Origin of the sequence: Pseudoflavonifractor intestinihominis, assembly GCF_040096055.1 — a bacterium.
GTDB classification, from domain to species: Bacteria; Bacillota; Clostridia; order Oscillospirales; family Oscillospiraceae; genus Pseudoflavonifractor; species Pseudoflavonifractor intestinihominis.
On the sequence record NZ_JBBMFK010000009.1, the window covers coordinates 1 to 14,985 of the forward strand.

Consider the following 14,985-nt stretch of genomic DNA (forward strand, 5'->3'; position numbering starts at 1 on the left):
CACGACATGAAATCTGGTGCTGAAGGTGCTCACTTTTTTGGGGCCCTTTTGCTCACATTTTCGTTTGACAAACACATTTTATCGCTTATTTTCTGTCTATATTATACCGTTTTCAATTAAAATAGTCAACTTTTTGCAGGAATACGAGGTGAAATATTATCGAAATCAAAATTCCAAAGGAGGTGCGCAAGCACCAGGAGACGATCTTTTTTGGATTGTCCGCACGGCAGTTTTTCTGTTCGGTAGTAGCTGTGGGATTATCTGTGTTTGTCTACCTGTGCCTTAACTCCAAAATAGGAAAAGAGACGGCAGGCTGGTTCTGTATCCTTGCAGCCGCGCCGGTGGCTGTGGCCGGTTTTTTCCATTTCAATGGCATGACCCTGGAACAATTCCTATGGGCTGTCATCAAGTCTCAAATTCTTTGTGCCAAGCCCCGGCGCTTTGTATCAGAAAACTTCTACTATGTCTGCCTGGGGAGAAAGGAGCGTGACGACTTTGATTAAATCCCTGCTGGCTGCCAACAAGAGTGAAAAAGACCGTTTCGTAATCCCCCGCAGCGTCCAGCAATCCATTCCCATTCGGTGCGTCTATTCGGACGGAATTTGGCATACTGGCCGGAAACATAGCCGTACATGGCGCTTTGCGGATATTAACTATGCTGCCGCGTCAGAGGAGGAGCGCCGGTCCATTTTCCTTTCCTACTGCGCGGTGCTCAACTCCTTGCCTACTGACGCCGCCGCAAAAATCACCATCATCAATCGCCGGATCAATCCTGTGGACTTCCAGCGGCAAATCCTGATGAAAGAGCGCGGGGACGAGCTGGACCGCTATCGTCGGGAATCCAATCAAATCCTGACCAGACGGGCCGCCGAAAGCAACAATCTGGTTCAGGAGAAATACATCACCCTTTCCATACCGCAGCGGAAAATCGAGGAGACCCGGACCTATTTCCGGCGGGTGGACGCCAATCTGTCCAAGGGCTTTGGACGGCTGGACTCCGGGGCCAAGCCTCTTACCACCCACGACAGGCTCCGTATCCTCCATGACTTTTTCCGGCCCGGAGAGGAGCAATATTTTACCTTTGACCAGACAGCGGCCATCCGCCGTGGGCTCGACTTCCGGGACCTCATTTGCCCGGATGGACTTGCCTTCAAGGCCGGACACTTTGAGATGGGTGACAAGGTGGGCCGGGTGTTGTTTCTGAAGGACTATGCCAGTTACATCAAAGATGAGATGATTGCCGACCTGTCCGACTTCCCGCGAAACCTCATGCTCTCTATTGATATTCTGCCCATTCCCACCGATGAGGCCGTGCGGGAGGTACAGAGCCGTATCCTGGGCATTGAGACGGATATTACACGCTGGCAGCAGCGGCAGAACGACAAGAACAACTTTACCGCATCCATTCCCTATGAGCTGGAACAGCTCCGGGGAGAGACCAAGGAATTTCTCTCCGACCTCACGGAGCGAGATCAACGGATGATTTTCGCTGTGGTTACACTGGTCCATATTGCGGATAGCCTGGAGCAACTGGACGCGGACACCGAGGCACTGCTTTCTATTGGCCGGGAGCACCTTTGCCAATTTTCCACCCTGCGCTATCAACAAGAGGACGGGTTGAACACGGTTTTGCCCTATGGCCTGCGCCGGGTGAAGGCCCTGCGCACGCTGACCACCGAGAGCGCCGCCGTACTCATGCCCTTCCGGGTCCAGGAGATCCAGGACCCCGGCGGCCTGCCTTACGGTGTCAACGCCATTTCCAAGAACCTGCTGATATGTGAACGCAAGCGGCTCATTTCTCCCCATGCCTTTTACCTGGGCGTTTCCGGCTCCGGCAAATCGGTGGCTATGAAGTCTACGATTGAAAATGTGGCCCTGGCTACCAATGATGATATTATCATCATCGACGCCGAGCGCGAGTATGGCCCCATCACCCGGTCCCTGGGCGGAACAGTGGTGGAAATTTCCCCGAGCAGTCCCCATCACATCAACCCCATGGAGGTAGCGGATGGATACGGCGATGGAGAAAACCCCATCGCCATGAAATCGGAGCTTATCACCAGTATTTTGGAGCAGCAGATGGGTGTGGGACGTGTCAACGGCAGCCATAAATCCATCATTGACCGCTGTACCGCCAATGTCTATCAGAACTATTTCCATAGCCGTGGCAAGGCCCCTATGCCGCTCTTGACCGACTGGCGCAACGAGGTATTGAAACAGGTAGACCCGGAGGCCCGCGAAATCGCCCTGGCCGCTGAGCTTATTACCGAGGGCAGCTTGAATGTCTTTGCCCATCCCGGAAATGTTGATATGAATAGCCGGATCATCACACTGGACCTCTATGAAATGGGAGAACAGCTCCGTCCTACCGCCCTGGTGGTCACGCTGGAGGCCATCCAGAACCGTGTCATGGAAAACCGAAAACGCGGCAAGTACACCTGGGTGTTCCTGGACGAAGTGTATCTGTATTTCAAGTACCATTATTCCGGCGAGTTTCTGTACCGTGCCTGGAAACGGTTCAGAAAGTACGCAGGTATTATGACGGCGGCGACCCAGAATGTGGAGGAGTGCTTAAAGTCCGAAACGGCCCGGCTCATGCTGGCAAACTCTGAATTTCTCCTGCTGTTCAATCAGGCGGCCACCGACCGGGCGGAGTTAGGCAAGCTCCTTCATATCTCCGATACACAGATGGGCTACATCACCAATGCGGAGCCCGGACACGGCCTGTTGAAGATGGGCGGCTCCCTGGTCCCATTCAACAACTCCATTCCCAAGGATACCGAGCTCTATCGGCTTATGTCTATGGAAACGGTCTGATGAACGGCACCAGCGACACTACTTTTGCTCCTGACGAGTACCTGAACCGGGCCATGCTGGCCACCATCCTGTATCGTCTGTCCGGCGAGCCTGCTGCAACGGGTGAAGGTAAAACATTTATGGACGTGGCACCGGATACCTGGTATACCTCTGCCGTGGCCTGGGTCAGCGCCAACGGTATCGTCAGCGGCGTCGGCGATGGCAAGTTTGCACCCACGCAGGCGATTACCCGCGAAGAGTTGGCTACCATGCTTTACCGCTACGCCAAGTACAGCAAATTGGACACCAGCGCCAAAGGCGACCTGAGCAAATTCGCTGACGGCGATCAGATCGCCGCCTGGGCTTCCGATGCCATGGCGTGGGCGGTGGGTGCCGGACTGATTTCCGGCAAAATCGCCAATGTCATTGACCCCACCGGTACGGCCACCCGTGCCGAAGTGGCGACCATCCTCATGCGCTTCACAGAATTGACGAAATAACAAACGGCGTGCCGGGGCGCAAGACGCCCCGGCACGGAAAGGAGTTCCTATGAAAACGGTTTTCAAACGCGGAACAGGCTTTCTCCTGGCTTTTATGCTACTGCTCAGCCTGAGTGTCCCCGCATTTGCAGCGGAGACGGATCTGACCGCCGCAGTGCAGGGCAGCGCAAAGTATATGCTCAACACCGTTCGTGAACCTCGGGTGGGATCCGTGGGCGGCGAATGGGCTGTCATCGGCCTGGCCCGTTCCGGCTACGACGTACCCCAGAAATACTGGGATGATTATTACGCCACGGTGGAGGACTATGTGGAGGAACACAAAGGTAACCTCCACGACAAGAAGTACACCGAATATTCCCGCCTGATCGTGGCCCTCACCGCCATCGGCGCCGATCCCTCCGATGTGGCAGGCTATAACCTGCTCACCCCTCTGGGAGACTTTGACAAGACCATTTGGCAGGGCATCAACGGCCCGATTTGGGCGCTGATCGCGCTGGACGCAGGAAATTATGATATGCCCCGGAACCAGAACGCCAAAACCCAGGCCACACGGCAGATGTATGTGGACGAGATCCTTGCCCGGCAGCTTAACGACGGTGGCTGGAACCTGACCGACAAGGGCGGTGCCGGTCAGAGCGACCCCGACATCACCGGCATGGCCCTCCAGGCTCTGGCCGGCTATCAGTCCCAGCCCGAGGTCAAGGCGGCTATTGACCGGGCGCTGGATTACCTGAGCGCAGCCCAGGAGAGCAACGGCGGCTATGCCAGCCATAATACCAGCAGCTCCGAAAGCGTGGTACAGGTTATCGTGGGCCTGTGCGCCCTGGGCATTGATCTGAATGATGCCCGCTTTGTAAAAAATGGCCATACCTTGCTGGAGAACCTGCTCAGCTACCGGCAGGACAACGGCAGCTTCCTACATACCTCTGCCGGAAACGGCGACAGCCAGATGGCCAGTGAGCAGGGCCTCTACGGCTTGGTGGCAGCCCAGCGCGCCGCTGCTGGAAAAAGCACGCTCTACCACATGGATGACGTGACCATTCATGTGACTGGCGTAACGAAGGAAACCATTGGCCTGCCCGGCAAGCACGCCGACGTCAAGCTGGTACCCGTCAGCGGCAGTGTCTCCTTTGCCGATGTGGCCGGTCACGCCAACCAGAAGGCCATCGAGGCGCTGGCTTCCCGGGGCATCATCAACGGCAAGGGCGGCAACCGCTTTGACCCTAATGCCACCATGACCCGTGCGGAGTTTGCCGCCATCGTTGTGCGGGCTCTGGGGCTGATGCCCAAGGCTACCAACGCCTTTACCGATGTGTCCTCCAACGCGTGGTACTCCGGTTATGTGGGGACTGCCTATTCCTACGGCATCATTACCGGAGCAGGCAATGGGCGCTTTAATCCCGACGGCACCATTACCCGGCAGGAAGCCGCCGTCATGGTAGCCCGTGCCGCCAAGCTCTGCGGTATGGATACGGAGCTGGAAAACTACGAGATCCTCAATGTTCTGGCACAGTTTACCGACTATGTGACCATTGCCCAGTGGGCTCAGGAGGGCGTTGCGTTCTGTTATGGCGAGGACATCCTCAACCAGAGCGACCTGAATGTGGAGCCTGCCCGTGCGATCCTGCGCTGTGAGATCGCCGAAATGCTGTATCGTATGCTGGACAGCGCCAAACTGCTGTAAGGAGAATCCGTCATGTGGTGGAAACAGCATAAATGGAAGGTACTCATACCGGTTCTGATCGCGGCAGTGCTGGCCGGCGCGTTCTGGTATGGGGGTAATGCTCCCGGCGCACGGGGTTGGACTGTCCCGGCAAACGAGGCGTCCCAGCCTGCGCTGGAAGGTGATCTGCACGATACGCCGGAACCGGCCCAGACGAAGGGGCCCCCGGCAGTTTCGGAACCTGAAGAGACGCCTGTGGAACATACACCGGAACCCGATACACCCGATGCAACGGAAGAGCCGCCAAATGCCACGCCGGAGCAGACTCCTGCGCCGACCGCTTCTCAACAGCCCCGGCCATCCGAACAGCCGGAGATGGCCATTAACCCGGAGACGGGAAAGGATCAGTATTTGACCGATCCGGTGCCGGAAGGCAAACCGCTGCCGGTAGAGCCTCAGGATGTGACCATCGGCACAACAGCGTACAGCTGCACCATTTCCATCTCCTGTGCGACCATCCTGGATAATCTGGATCTCTGTGATCCGGAGAAAAAAGAACTGGTTCCGGAGGACGGATGGATCCTGGAGCCCATGACCGTTACCTTCTATGAGGGGGAAAGCGTCTTCAACGTACTCCAGCGCACCTGCAAGCAGCAGAAGATCCATATGGAGTTTGAGGATACGCCTATGTATAACTCCGCCTATATCGAAGGCATCCACAACCTCTACGAATTCGATGTGGGCGAGCTGTCCGGCTGGATGTACAGTGTCAACGACTGGTTCCCCAACTACGGATGCAGCCGCTATCAGCTGCAGGACGGCGATGTGGTGGAGTGGGTGTATACCTGCGATTATGGAGCTGATGTCGGCAGACCGGTAACGTAACGGAAAGGAGAATTCCTTGCGAAATAGAGATACCTTTTCCAGCTGCCACCCAGTCATCAATTTCCTGTATTTTGCGCTTGTTCTGCTGGTGACCATGTTCTGCCTGCACCCTGTCATTTTAGGGCTTTCCCTGGCCGGCGGCGTGGTCTATGCGGTATATCTCAACGGCCGGAAGGCGGTGCGGTTTTCCCTGGCGTTTCTCCTGCCCATGATGCTCCTGACACTGATAATCAATCCCGCCTTCAATCACCAGGGCATTACGATCCTAACCTATCTGCCCACGGGTAACCCCCTGACGCTGGAGAGCATTCTTTACGGCGTTTCCGCCGCCGCCATGCTGGCCGCCGTGATCTCCTGGTTTTCCTGCTATACCGCCGTCATGACCTCCGACAAATTCGTATATCTGTTTGGCAGAGTGATTCCGGCCCTTTCTCTGGTGCTGTCCATGACACTGCGCTTTGTACCCAAGTTCAAGGCGCAGCTTCATGTGGTCAGTGAAGCCCAGCGCTGTGTGGGACGAGACATCTCTGACGGCGGTCTCCTGCGGCGAACCCGAAACGCGGTGACGATTTTCTCCATCATGGTCACCTGGACACTGGAAAACGCCATTGAGACGGCGGACAGCATGAAAAGCCGGGGCTACGGATTGCCGGGCAGAACGGCATTTTCCATCTACCGCTTTGATGTGAGAGATCGGACAATTCTGCTGTGGCTTTGCTTCTGCGGGCTTGTCCTGGGCTGCGGTGCGTTTACCGGATGCCTTTCCTGGCGGTATTATCCAACCGTAAAAGGCGCGCTGCTGACGCCACTGACAGCCTGTCTTTTGCTTTGCTGGACGGGATTGTGCCTGACGCCGATGGCTATCAACATCCATGCAGACCGCACGTGGCGCACACTGCACGGAAAGGAGGCTGCAAAATGATTCAGAGTATGAGCCTGCCGCTCTATTCCGACACACTGCGGGAGTATCAGGACTGGGCAGATCTTCAGCAGGAAGTACATACCCTGGGTTGTGATGGGATTGAGGCCATATGGGGTGGCGAACCCATTCCGGAAGATCTTCCGGCCGGGCTGGTGCAAGGATATCACCTCATCTTTTTCCACGACTGGGTGGATCTCTGGAACGGAAACTGGACGGCGCTGAAGGAGAAATATGGCTCTCTGGAACAAGCTGCCTCTGTTTACGGAGGACTGGGACGGGAGACACTGCTGCGGCAGTACAGAGAAGACCTGGAGCGGGCAAAGCGGCTGGGCGCCGGATATGTGGTGTTTCATGTGTCAGATGTCTCCATGGAGGAGTGCTTCGCCTATCGGTTTTCTCACAGCAACGATCAGGTCATCACCGCTGCCCTGGAGCTGATCAACGAACTCCTGCAAGGGAAGGCGTGGCCGTTTGCCTTTCTGGTGGAGAACCAGTGGTGGCCGGGCTTTACCTTCACCGACCCCAGACAGACCGAACGGCTGCTGGACGGCATCCGCTATGACAACAAGGGTATCCTGCTGGACACGGGCCATCTGATGAACTGTTGTACCGGCCTGCGCAACCAGGCAGAGGGCGCAGCCTACATCGGCGCTATGCTGGATCGACACGGCAGTCTCAGCGCTATGATCCGCGGCATTCATTTTCATCAATCCCTCAGCGGCCCCTATGTCCAAAGCCATACGGGCCGATTGCCGGAAGAATGGCCGGAGGAATTTGGTCAACGCTTTTCCGTCAATTATGCCCATGTCCTGCAAATCGATCAGCACCGCCCGTGGACAGACTCTGCCATATTGCCCATTCTTGCGCGAATTGAACCGGCCTGGTTGACCCACGAATTGACCTCCCGTACCAGAGCGGAGCGGACAAGGGCTATCGCAAGCCAGCAGGCTCTGCTGCGAAAGAGAGAGAACGCCCCATGACAGACACCTTTGTAATTAGAAATCTTTTCTTTTCCTATCCAGAACAATCCAAAGACATCCTTCATGATATGAACCTGACTGTCCGGCGCGGAGAATTCCTGGTACTCTGCGGCCCTTCCGGCTGCGGAAAATCCACGTTGCTGCGGCAGCTCAAGACAGTTCTTGCGCCCCACGGGTGCCGAAGCGGCACTATTCTCTTTGAAGGGCAGCCGCTGGATTCCATGGATCAGCGGCAGCAGACGGAGCGAATCGGTTTTGTCCAGCAGAGTCCCGACAACCAGATCGTTACCGATAAGGTCTGGCATGAGCTGGCCTTTGGGCTGGAGAGCCTGGGCTATGAGACGCCGGTGATCCGCCAGCGGGTGGCAGAGATGGCGGCCTTCTTCGGCATCGAAAACTGGTTCTACAAAAATGTGAGCGAGCTGTCCGGCGGACAGAAGCAGCTGCTCAATCTGGCCTCCGTCATGGCCATGCAGCCCTCGGTACTGATTCTGGACGAGCCCACCTCCCAGCTGGATCCCATCGCAGCGTCGGATTTTCTGGCCACCCTTGGGCGGATCAACCGGGAGCTGGGTACAACCATCATTCTGACCGAGCATCGTCTGGAAGATGCGTTTCCCCTGGCCACCAGGGTGGCCGTCATGGAGGAAGGGCGGCTGCTGTGCAGCGGCACACCTGCGGAGGTGGGCGCAGCCCTGCGGACGAGCGGGCATACCATGTTCCTGGCCATGCCTACCGCTATGCGGGTGTGGGCGGCAGTGGAGCAGAACGGTTTATGCCCCGTTACTGTTCGGGAAGGCCGGGAGTGGCTGACAGACTATGGAGCAAAGCATCCGCTGCATCCAATACCGCCGGAACCGTCACGGGTATATCCGGAAGATCCTGTACTGGAGGCATCGGAGCTGTGGTTCAAGTATGAGAAAGACAGCCCGGATGTGGTGCGAGGATTGAGCCTTACCCTGAAAAAAGGGGAGTTCTACGCCCTTCTGGGCGGAAACGGCGCAGGTAAATCCACGTCTCTAAAGCTGCTGGCCGGGCTTTTGAAGCCCTATCGGGGCACGGTAAGCTGCCGGGGCACAATCGGTGTTTTGCCCCAAAATTCCCAGGCCCTCTTTGTAAAGAAAACGGTTCGGGAGGATTTGGAAGAGATTCTGGGCGGCAGAAAAGCCGAACAGGCGGAGCGGATTGCCCATGTGGTAGCCCTGTGCCGGCTGGAAGGGCTGTTGGATCGTCACCCCTACGACCTGTCCGGCGGCGAGCAGCAGCGGGCGGCTTTGGCCAAGGTCTTACTGCTGAACCCTGACATTTTGCTGATGGATGAACCCACAAAGGGGCTGGATGCGGAGTTCAAACAGGTGCTTGCGGAGATTCTGCAGGTGCTTTTGCGGCGGGGCGTTACGATCCTGATGGTCAGTCATGATATCGGATTCTGTGCCCTCTATGCCCATCGCTGCGCTCTGTTTTTTGACGGCAGTACCGTGGCAGAGGGTACGCCCCGGGCTTTCTTTTCCGGCAACAGCTTTTATACTACCTCTGCCAACCGTATGGCGCGGGAGCTGGAGCCTGAAGCTGTGACGCCGGAGGATGTAATTACCCTGTGCGGTGGTCATCTGCCGCCCGTACCGAAGCTGCCGGATGATATCCCGCCCCTGCCGGAGCCGGAAGAAGGAAGTCCGGCGGAAAAACCAAAAAAACTACCCTGGTGGCGCAAGCTGCTGGCCGCATTGTCGGCCGGGATTGCGCTGATTCTGTTTTGTTCTTTTATGGGCGTAACAGATTTAACCGCGCTGGTCACTACCGATGGATTGACTTCCCTGGCGGGAGAGCAACTGCTATTATACCTGGTTTTTTGCATTTCCTTGATCGTGTTTGCCGTGTGTATTACACGCCGCAGCCACCGGCCAGACTATCTGAGGCAGCCACCAAAGGAACAGCGGAAGCTGGCCAAACGCACACTGGTGGCAACGGTTCTGATCTTGCTGCTCATTCCGGTGACGCTCTTTGTGGGGATCACCTATCTGGGCGGGAAGAAGTATTATTTTATCTCCCTCCTGATCCTGCTGGAGACCATGCTTCCCTTTTTCCTGGTCTTTGAAGGCCGGAAGCCACAGGCACGGGAGCTGGTCATCATCGCGGTGCTGTGCGCCATTGGCGTGGCGGGCCGGGCATTCTTTTTCATGCTGCCCCAGTTCAAGCCGGTGATGGCGGTGACCATCATCGCAGGCGTGGCCTTTGGAGGGGAAACCGGCTTTTTGGTGGGAGCCATGACGATGCTGGCTTCCAACGTCATGTTCGGGCAAGGCCCCCTGGCACCATGGCAGATGTTTTCCATGGGTATCATCGGCTTTCTCGCCGGTATCCTGTTCCGCAAAGGACTTTTGATGAGAACCCGGGGTGCATTGTGTGTCTTTGGTGCTCTCTGCGCGATTCTGATTTACGGTGGTATCATGAATCCGGCTTCGGCTCTGACGGCAAACCGGGAACTGACAGGCGGCATTCTGCTGAGCAGTTATGTCGTAGGAATGCCCTTTGACTGCATCCACGCCATGGCCACCTGGCTGTTTCTATGGTTCGGTGCCGAGCCGATGCTGGAAAAGCTGGATCGGATAAAAGTCAAGTATGGTTTGATATCGTAATGCCATGTACATAGATCAGAAAGTCTTTGATTTGGCGGTAGACGAAGACGCCGCGAAAATCATTCAACTGATTTTTCACAAGTATGTGAACGAGGGATATGGTGCCCAGCGTCTTTCCAGGTATCTGGAAGAAAAGAAAATCCGCAAGCCTAACGGAAAGAACTTTCCGAATACCTCCATCAACCGTATCATCAAGAATCCTATCTATACGGGAGTAATACGGAATGGGGATGCACAATCGGCTTTTATTCCAGAATTACAGATCATCGACCAGGAAACTTTTGACCGGGCACAGAAAATCATGTCTGACAGAACGACACACCATGCAGAAACTCCATTGAACCTAAAAGGACAATCTCTCCTGGTAGGGAATATTTTTTGCGGCCATTGTAAAAATCGGCTGACCTTAACCACTGGAGGCAGGAACCGGGTGCGAAAGGACGGAAGTATTTACCATGATGTTCGCGCCAGGTATCAGTGTCACTATAATGTCCGTCATCCGGGAGAATGTGATGGACAGTCAGGCTATGGAGTAAAGAAATTGGATGGGATTATAGACCGGATCGTGCGCTATCAACTTTCTAAAATCAGTGCCGCGTCCGGGGAAGATATTGTTGCGAAACAGAACCGGAAAGCCATCGAATTGGCAAAAGCAAGACACCGTCTGGCAACGGTGCAGTTAGCAGAAAAGCAAAGAGAACTGGTTGATTACCAAAATGAAGGAATCAAGGTCATTCGCGGGCAGAGCAAGTTTGATATGGAGTTTCTGAACGAACTTGTCAGCAAAGCGAAGGCCGAGATAACAGAGCTTGAGGCCGCGGTAAAGGCAGCGAGGGAAGAACTGGACATTCATCTTGCGAACGCTGATGTAGAGCGGAAAGAGTATGAGAAGATAAAGACCTGGGCTGACCTCTATGACAACTGTAATTTTGCTGCCAAGAAGATGATTATTTCCCAGTTTATCAAATCTGTTTATGTCTATCGAGATTACACACTGGAGATTGAATTTAATGTTTCCTTTGAGGAGTTCCGCACAATGGCAACAGAGTGCCAGGATCAGGGAACAAGTGAGCAGCCTTTGGTATATATCACGGCATAAAAAAGACAGGCTTGCGCGAACAAGCCTGTCTTTGGTGGACCCAATCGGGATCGAACCGACGACCTTACGGATGCGAACCGTACGCTCTCGCAAAGTGGTAAGTTTTCTGCCCTCGGACTGCGGTGTATGGTCTGCAAAAATTGATTATAACGCATTTGCTGGAGAAAAATATTTCGGTGGCTTTTCAAACTGACCTGTGGTATGTTGTCTTGCTGCAAGGAGGTAGGACACATGAACGACACTCTGAATCAACTCTACAACAGATTTTACACGCCTCTGTCCATGGCCGAGTGTGAGCAGGAAATTGAAGATTGCCACCGGCGACTCATTGGGCGACTGGAAAAGCCGGAGAGAAAACTGGTGCTACAGATCATGGATGCCCAGAATCTCATCACTGAGGAACGCTCCCTGGACAGTTTTCTCTGTGGGTTTAAACTGGCGTGGGAACTGGCATACGAACTGAATCACTTTGAAATGGACAGGCATCCCTTTCCGTCGGAAGAAGCGGAAAAGGATGCCTGATTTTTTGAAAATTGGAGTTCGCTGCTGTTGAAAGTGTTGCTGCTCTCTTGCCTCTGGTGACTGGTTCGTTTTTCCCGTTGCATCAACCGAGGTGACTGTCCAGTGGTAAGCCTTCTGCGGGTAAGATGAATGATTCGTCGTGGAAGTGGTTTCGCAGCCATATGCGGCTGCTGGAGCAGCCGCACACGGAGAGGCAGCGACTGAGAATGCTGGAGGGTAAACTGTTCAGCATCGTTTTGAAGTCGACGATATTGAATACAATTTTGTCAATCGCGGTGGTATTAACCTGTTGGTTAACACCGACCAACTAATCGGAACTTCCGCTGATGGCGTACCGGGACTACAATAGCTCTGAAAGAAGGTGCCGCTATGTTTTCCGGTCAACAGATTCTCACACTTTTTCTGATTCTGACTATGGAACTGAGCCTTGCTTCCTGCGGGACGGAGGGTACAACACAACCCACCCCGGAAATGCCCGAACCTCCGACACAGGTGCAGGAAACACCGGAGCCTGCACCTGTGCCATCCCCGGAACCAGAGTTGGAGGTAACGGAGGGGACAGAGACCTACCGGGGTTTCCAGATGGACAATGTACTACACGCTCCGGAGGGGGCCATTCATTATCACATCTATGTCCCGGACGGCTATGATGGCAGCGAACCCTATGCGCTTTTCCTTACCCTGCCAGGCTACGAGGGCCTGTACTTCCAGGGCATGGGGCAAAACCTATATAGCGAGAACTTTGCTTTCGAGGCACTGAATTATAACGACCACATGATTGTGGTTGCCCCGCAGCTCAGCGACTGGGGGGAGACTTCAGCTGAGCAGACAATCGCCCTGACGGAGTATCTGCTGGGGCGTTACAACATCGACCAGGAACGGGTGTATGCAGAGGGCTACTCCGGCGGTGGAGAGACTATGTCGCAGGTCATGGGGATGAGGCCCGATTTATTTACTGCCTATCTCCAGTGTTCTTCTCAGTGGGACGGGGCCTACGAGCCGGTGGTGGAGGCCAGGGTTCCGGTGTATTTTGTCATCGGGGAGAGCGACGAGTATTACGGTTCCGGGCCGAGCCAGGAGGCATACGATTCCTTGCGTGAGCTGTACGAACAGGCAGGTCTGTCCCAGGCGGAGATCGATCAACTTCTGGTTCTGGACATCAAAGATGCGGATTATTTCCGCGATGGAGGTGCACCGAATCAGCACGGAGGTGGAAATCTGTTTGCACAAGACCCCGAGATCATGGGCTGGCTGTTTAAACAGTAATGTAACAATATAATCCAAAGGAGGTGACCCTGTGGCGAAGAAATGGATTACGGATCTGGCGATGACAGTCCTTCTACTACTGCTGATGGCCTACTCTCTGGTGGGGGAAGTCCTGCATGAGTGGATGGGAATCACCATGCTGGTATTGTTCCTTCTCCACCATATCTGGAATCGAGCCTGGTATAAAAGCATTGGACGAGGCAGGCCATCTCCGTATCGAGCAGTCCAGACCGCACTGAATCTTTTGCTTTTTGCGGTAGTGCTGGGGATGCTCCTCAGTGGCCTGATTCTGTCCCAGCACATTTTGGATTTTCTGCCCTTGCAGCGTGGCGAAACCATTGCCCGGACGCTCCATCTGCCCCTTTCCTATTGGGGGTTTCTGCTTATGAGTCTGCACCTGGGCTTGCATTGGAGCGGCATTATGAATACAGTCCGCCGACGCCTGCATATACAGGACGCGTCCAGAAACCGGGTGCTGCTCCTTCGGTTGCTGGCTGCGGTGCTTGTGGGCTATGGCCTCTATGCGTTTGCACATTACAGGTTTTCTGATTACCTGCTTTTGCGGACCCATTTTATATTTTTTGCCCCGTATCAGACAGCGACGCGGTTTGTGGTGGATCACCTTGCTGTGATGGGCTTATTCGCATATGCGGCTCACTACGGCGGGATGGGCCTGCGCCGCTTTTCAGGCAGAAAGAAGGAAAAATGATGATCAGCAAAGTACTGACTGCTGGTGCACTTGTATTGGCGCTGGCGCTTTCCGGCTGCGGAGAAGGCCATACCGTGCCGTCCGGCCAGGAGGAACAAGGAGGAGCGGCCATGGAAACGGAGTTTACCGTAGATACCCCCATCCAGACAGTCATGGATGACCCGGTGTTTGACGACTATGGCCGCCTGCTTTTTCCTGTGGATACAGGCTACTGGAGCGGCGAAACCCTGGGGGACCTGCGGTTGACCTATTACAGCCACATTGACCCTGACGAGACCGTTGAGATCGTCAACACTCTGAAGGAGCGGGCTCTGGCTGGCGAGACGATTTTCTACGATATTTACACCGAGGAGGAAAAGGCAGCCGATCCCGACAAGGAAGATACCGGGCTGTTCTTTTTCAAGGGAGACCCAGGAGCGCGTTTTGCTGTGTGTAATGCAGGCGGCGCCTTTGCCTATGTGGGCGCCATGCACGACAGCTTCCCCCACGCCCTGGAGCTATCCAAGCAAGGCTACAACGCCTTTGCCCTGATCTACCGCCCGGGTGCACAGACAGCATGTGAGGATCTGGCCCGGGCCATCACCTTTATTTTTGATCATGCCGAGGAGCTGGAGGTGGACACCAGCTGCTACTCACTCTGGGGCGGCTCGGCGGGTGCACGGATGGCGGCCTGGCTTGGCACCTATGGCCCTGCGGCGTTTGGCGGCGATGACCTGCCCCAGCCTGGAGCGGTCATCATGCAGTACACAGGGCTGGGCGAGTATTCCCCCAGCGACCCGCCCACCTATGCCTGTGTGGGAGATCAGGATGGGATCGCCAGCTGGCGCGTCATGAAAGCGCGGCTGGATGCGCTGTCAGCCCTTGGTATCGACACGGAATTCCATGTGTATGAGGGACTGGGCCACGGCTTCGGATTGGGAAACGGCACTTCTGCGGAGGGGTGGATTGATGACGCTATTGCATTCTGGAGTCGGCAAATGGATTGAGAAAGCGTTTAGAAGGAGGAT

At 55.2% G+C, this 14,985-nt stretch carries 13 protein-coding genes; all 13 read left to right on the top strand.

Features of this window, described 5'->3' with window-relative positions; translation table 11 throughout:
- The first annotated feature begins 170 nt into the window (after positions 1-170).
- Positions 171-503, top strand: a complete 333-nt coding sequence (locus WMO64_RS06745; RefSeq protein WP_346012651.1) for a PrgI family protein — start codon at positions 171-173, stop codon at positions 501-503.
- Positions 496-2,817 carry a VirB4-like conjugal transfer ATPase, CD1110 family gene (locus WMO64_RS06750; protein WP_349231557.1) on the top strand — a complete coding sequence of 774 codons (2,322 nt, stop codon included), beginning with the start codon at positions 496-498 and terminating at the stop codon, positions 2,815-2,817. The genes WMO64_RS06745 and WMO64_RS06750 overlap by 8 nt, the downstream gene beginning before the upstream one ends.
- Positions 2,817-3,296, top strand: coding sequence for an S-layer homology domain-containing protein (locus WMO64_RS06755; RefSeq protein ID WP_349231470.1), 480 nt, complete (start codon positions 2,817-2,819; stop codon positions 3,294-3,296). The genes WMO64_RS06750 and WMO64_RS06755 overlap by 1 nt, the downstream gene beginning before the upstream one ends.
- Before the next feature lie 211 nt (positions 3,297-3,507).
- Positions 3,508-4,980, top strand: coding sequence for an S-layer homology domain-containing protein (locus WMO64_RS06760; RefSeq protein ID WP_349231471.1), 1,473 nt, complete (start codon positions 3,508-3,510; stop codon positions 4,978-4,980).
- Positions 4,981-4,992: 12 nt separating this feature from the next.
- Positions 4,993-5,844 carry a DUF4430 domain-containing protein gene (locus WMO64_RS06765; RefSeq protein ID WP_349231472.1) on the top strand — a complete coding sequence of 284 codons (852 nt, stop codon included), beginning with the start codon at positions 4,993-4,995 and terminating at the stop codon, positions 5,842-5,844.
- Between the two features lie 16 nt (positions 5,845-5,860).
- Positions 5,861-6,766 carry an energy-coupling factor transporter transmembrane component T gene (locus WMO64_RS06770; protein ID WP_349231473.1) on the top strand — a complete coding sequence of 302 codons (906 nt, stop codon included), beginning with the start codon at positions 5,861-5,863 and terminating at the stop codon, positions 6,764-6,766.
- Positions 6,763-7,746 carry a TIM barrel protein gene (locus WMO64_RS06775; protein WP_349231474.1) on the top strand — a complete coding sequence of 328 codons (984 nt, stop codon included), beginning with the start codon at positions 6,763-6,765 and terminating at the stop codon, positions 7,744-7,746. Before WMO64_RS06770 ends, WMO64_RS06775 begins: the two co-directional genes overlap by 4 nt.
- The gene (locus WMO64_RS06780; RefSeq protein ID WP_349231475.1) at positions 7,743-10,382 is read left to right on the top strand and encodes an ATP-binding cassette domain-containing protein; all 2,640 of its coding nucleotides are present in this window, start codon (positions 7,743-7,745) and stop codon (positions 10,380-10,382) included. The genes WMO64_RS06775 and WMO64_RS06780 overlap by 4 nt, the downstream gene beginning before the upstream one ends.
- A gap of 31 nt (positions 10,383-10,413) precedes the next feature.
- Positions 10,414-11,481 (top strand): recombinase family protein, encoded by a 1,068-nt coding sequence (locus WMO64_RS06785; protein WP_349231476.1) that lies wholly within the window; start codon positions 10,414-10,416, stop codon positions 11,479-11,481.
- A 231-nt stretch (positions 11,482-11,712) separates the two neighbouring features.
- Positions 11,713-12,003, top strand: a complete 291-nt coding sequence (locus WMO64_RS06790) for a DUF6809 family protein (protein ID WP_349231477.1) — start codon at positions 11,713-11,715, stop codon at positions 12,001-12,003.
- Positions 12,004-12,372: 369 nt separating this feature from the next.
- The gene (locus tag WMO64_RS06795) at positions 12,373-13,269 is read left to right on the top strand and encodes a prolyl oligopeptidase family serine peptidase (RefSeq protein WP_349231478.1); all 897 of its coding nucleotides are present in this window, start codon (positions 12,373-12,375) and stop codon (positions 13,267-13,269) included.
- 31 nt (positions 13,270-13,300) lie between these two features.
- A complete protein-coding gene (locus tag WMO64_RS06800) occupies positions 13,301-13,978 on the top strand; it encodes a DUF4405 domain-containing protein (RefSeq protein ID WP_349231479.1) in 678 nt (225 codons plus the stop codon).
- A gap of 110 nt (positions 13,979-14,088) precedes the next feature.
- Positions 14,089-14,964 (top strand): alpha/beta hydrolase, encoded by an 876-nt coding sequence (locus WMO64_RS06805; protein WP_349231480.1) that lies wholly within the window; start codon positions 14,089-14,091, stop codon positions 14,962-14,964.
- Positions 14,965-14,985 lie beyond the last annotated feature (21 nt).

What these genes read in the sequence shown, in the direction of transcription:
- WMO64_RS06755 (WP_349231470.1), top strand. Translation starts at nt 2,817, where the DNA reads ATGAACGGCACCAGCGACACTACTTTTGCTCCTGACGAGTACCTGAAC.
- WMO64_RS06765 (WP_349231472.1), top strand. Translation starts at nt 4,993, where the DNA reads ATGTGGTGGAAACAGCATAAATGGAAGGTACTCATACCGGTTCTGATC.
- WMO64_RS06775 (WP_349231474.1), top strand. Translation starts at nt 6,763, where the DNA reads ATGATTCAGAGTATGAGCCTGCCGCTCTATTCCGACACACTGCGGGAG.
- WMO64_RS06780 (WP_349231475.1), top strand. Translation starts at nt 7,743, where the DNA reads ATGACAGACACCTTTGTAATTAGAAATCTTTTCTTTTCCTATCCAGAA.
- WMO64_RS06790 (WP_349231477.1), top strand. Translation starts at nt 11,713, where the DNA reads ATGAACGACACTCTGAATCAACTCTACAACAGATTTTACACGCCTCTG.
- WMO64_RS06795 (WP_349231478.1), top strand. Translation starts at nt 12,373, where the DNA reads ATGTTTTCCGGTCAACAGATTCTCACACTTTTTCTGATTCTGACTATG.
- WMO64_RS06805 (WP_349231480.1), top strand. Translation starts at nt 14,089, where the DNA reads ATGGAAACGGAGTTTACCGTAGATACCCCCATCCAGACAGTCATGGAT.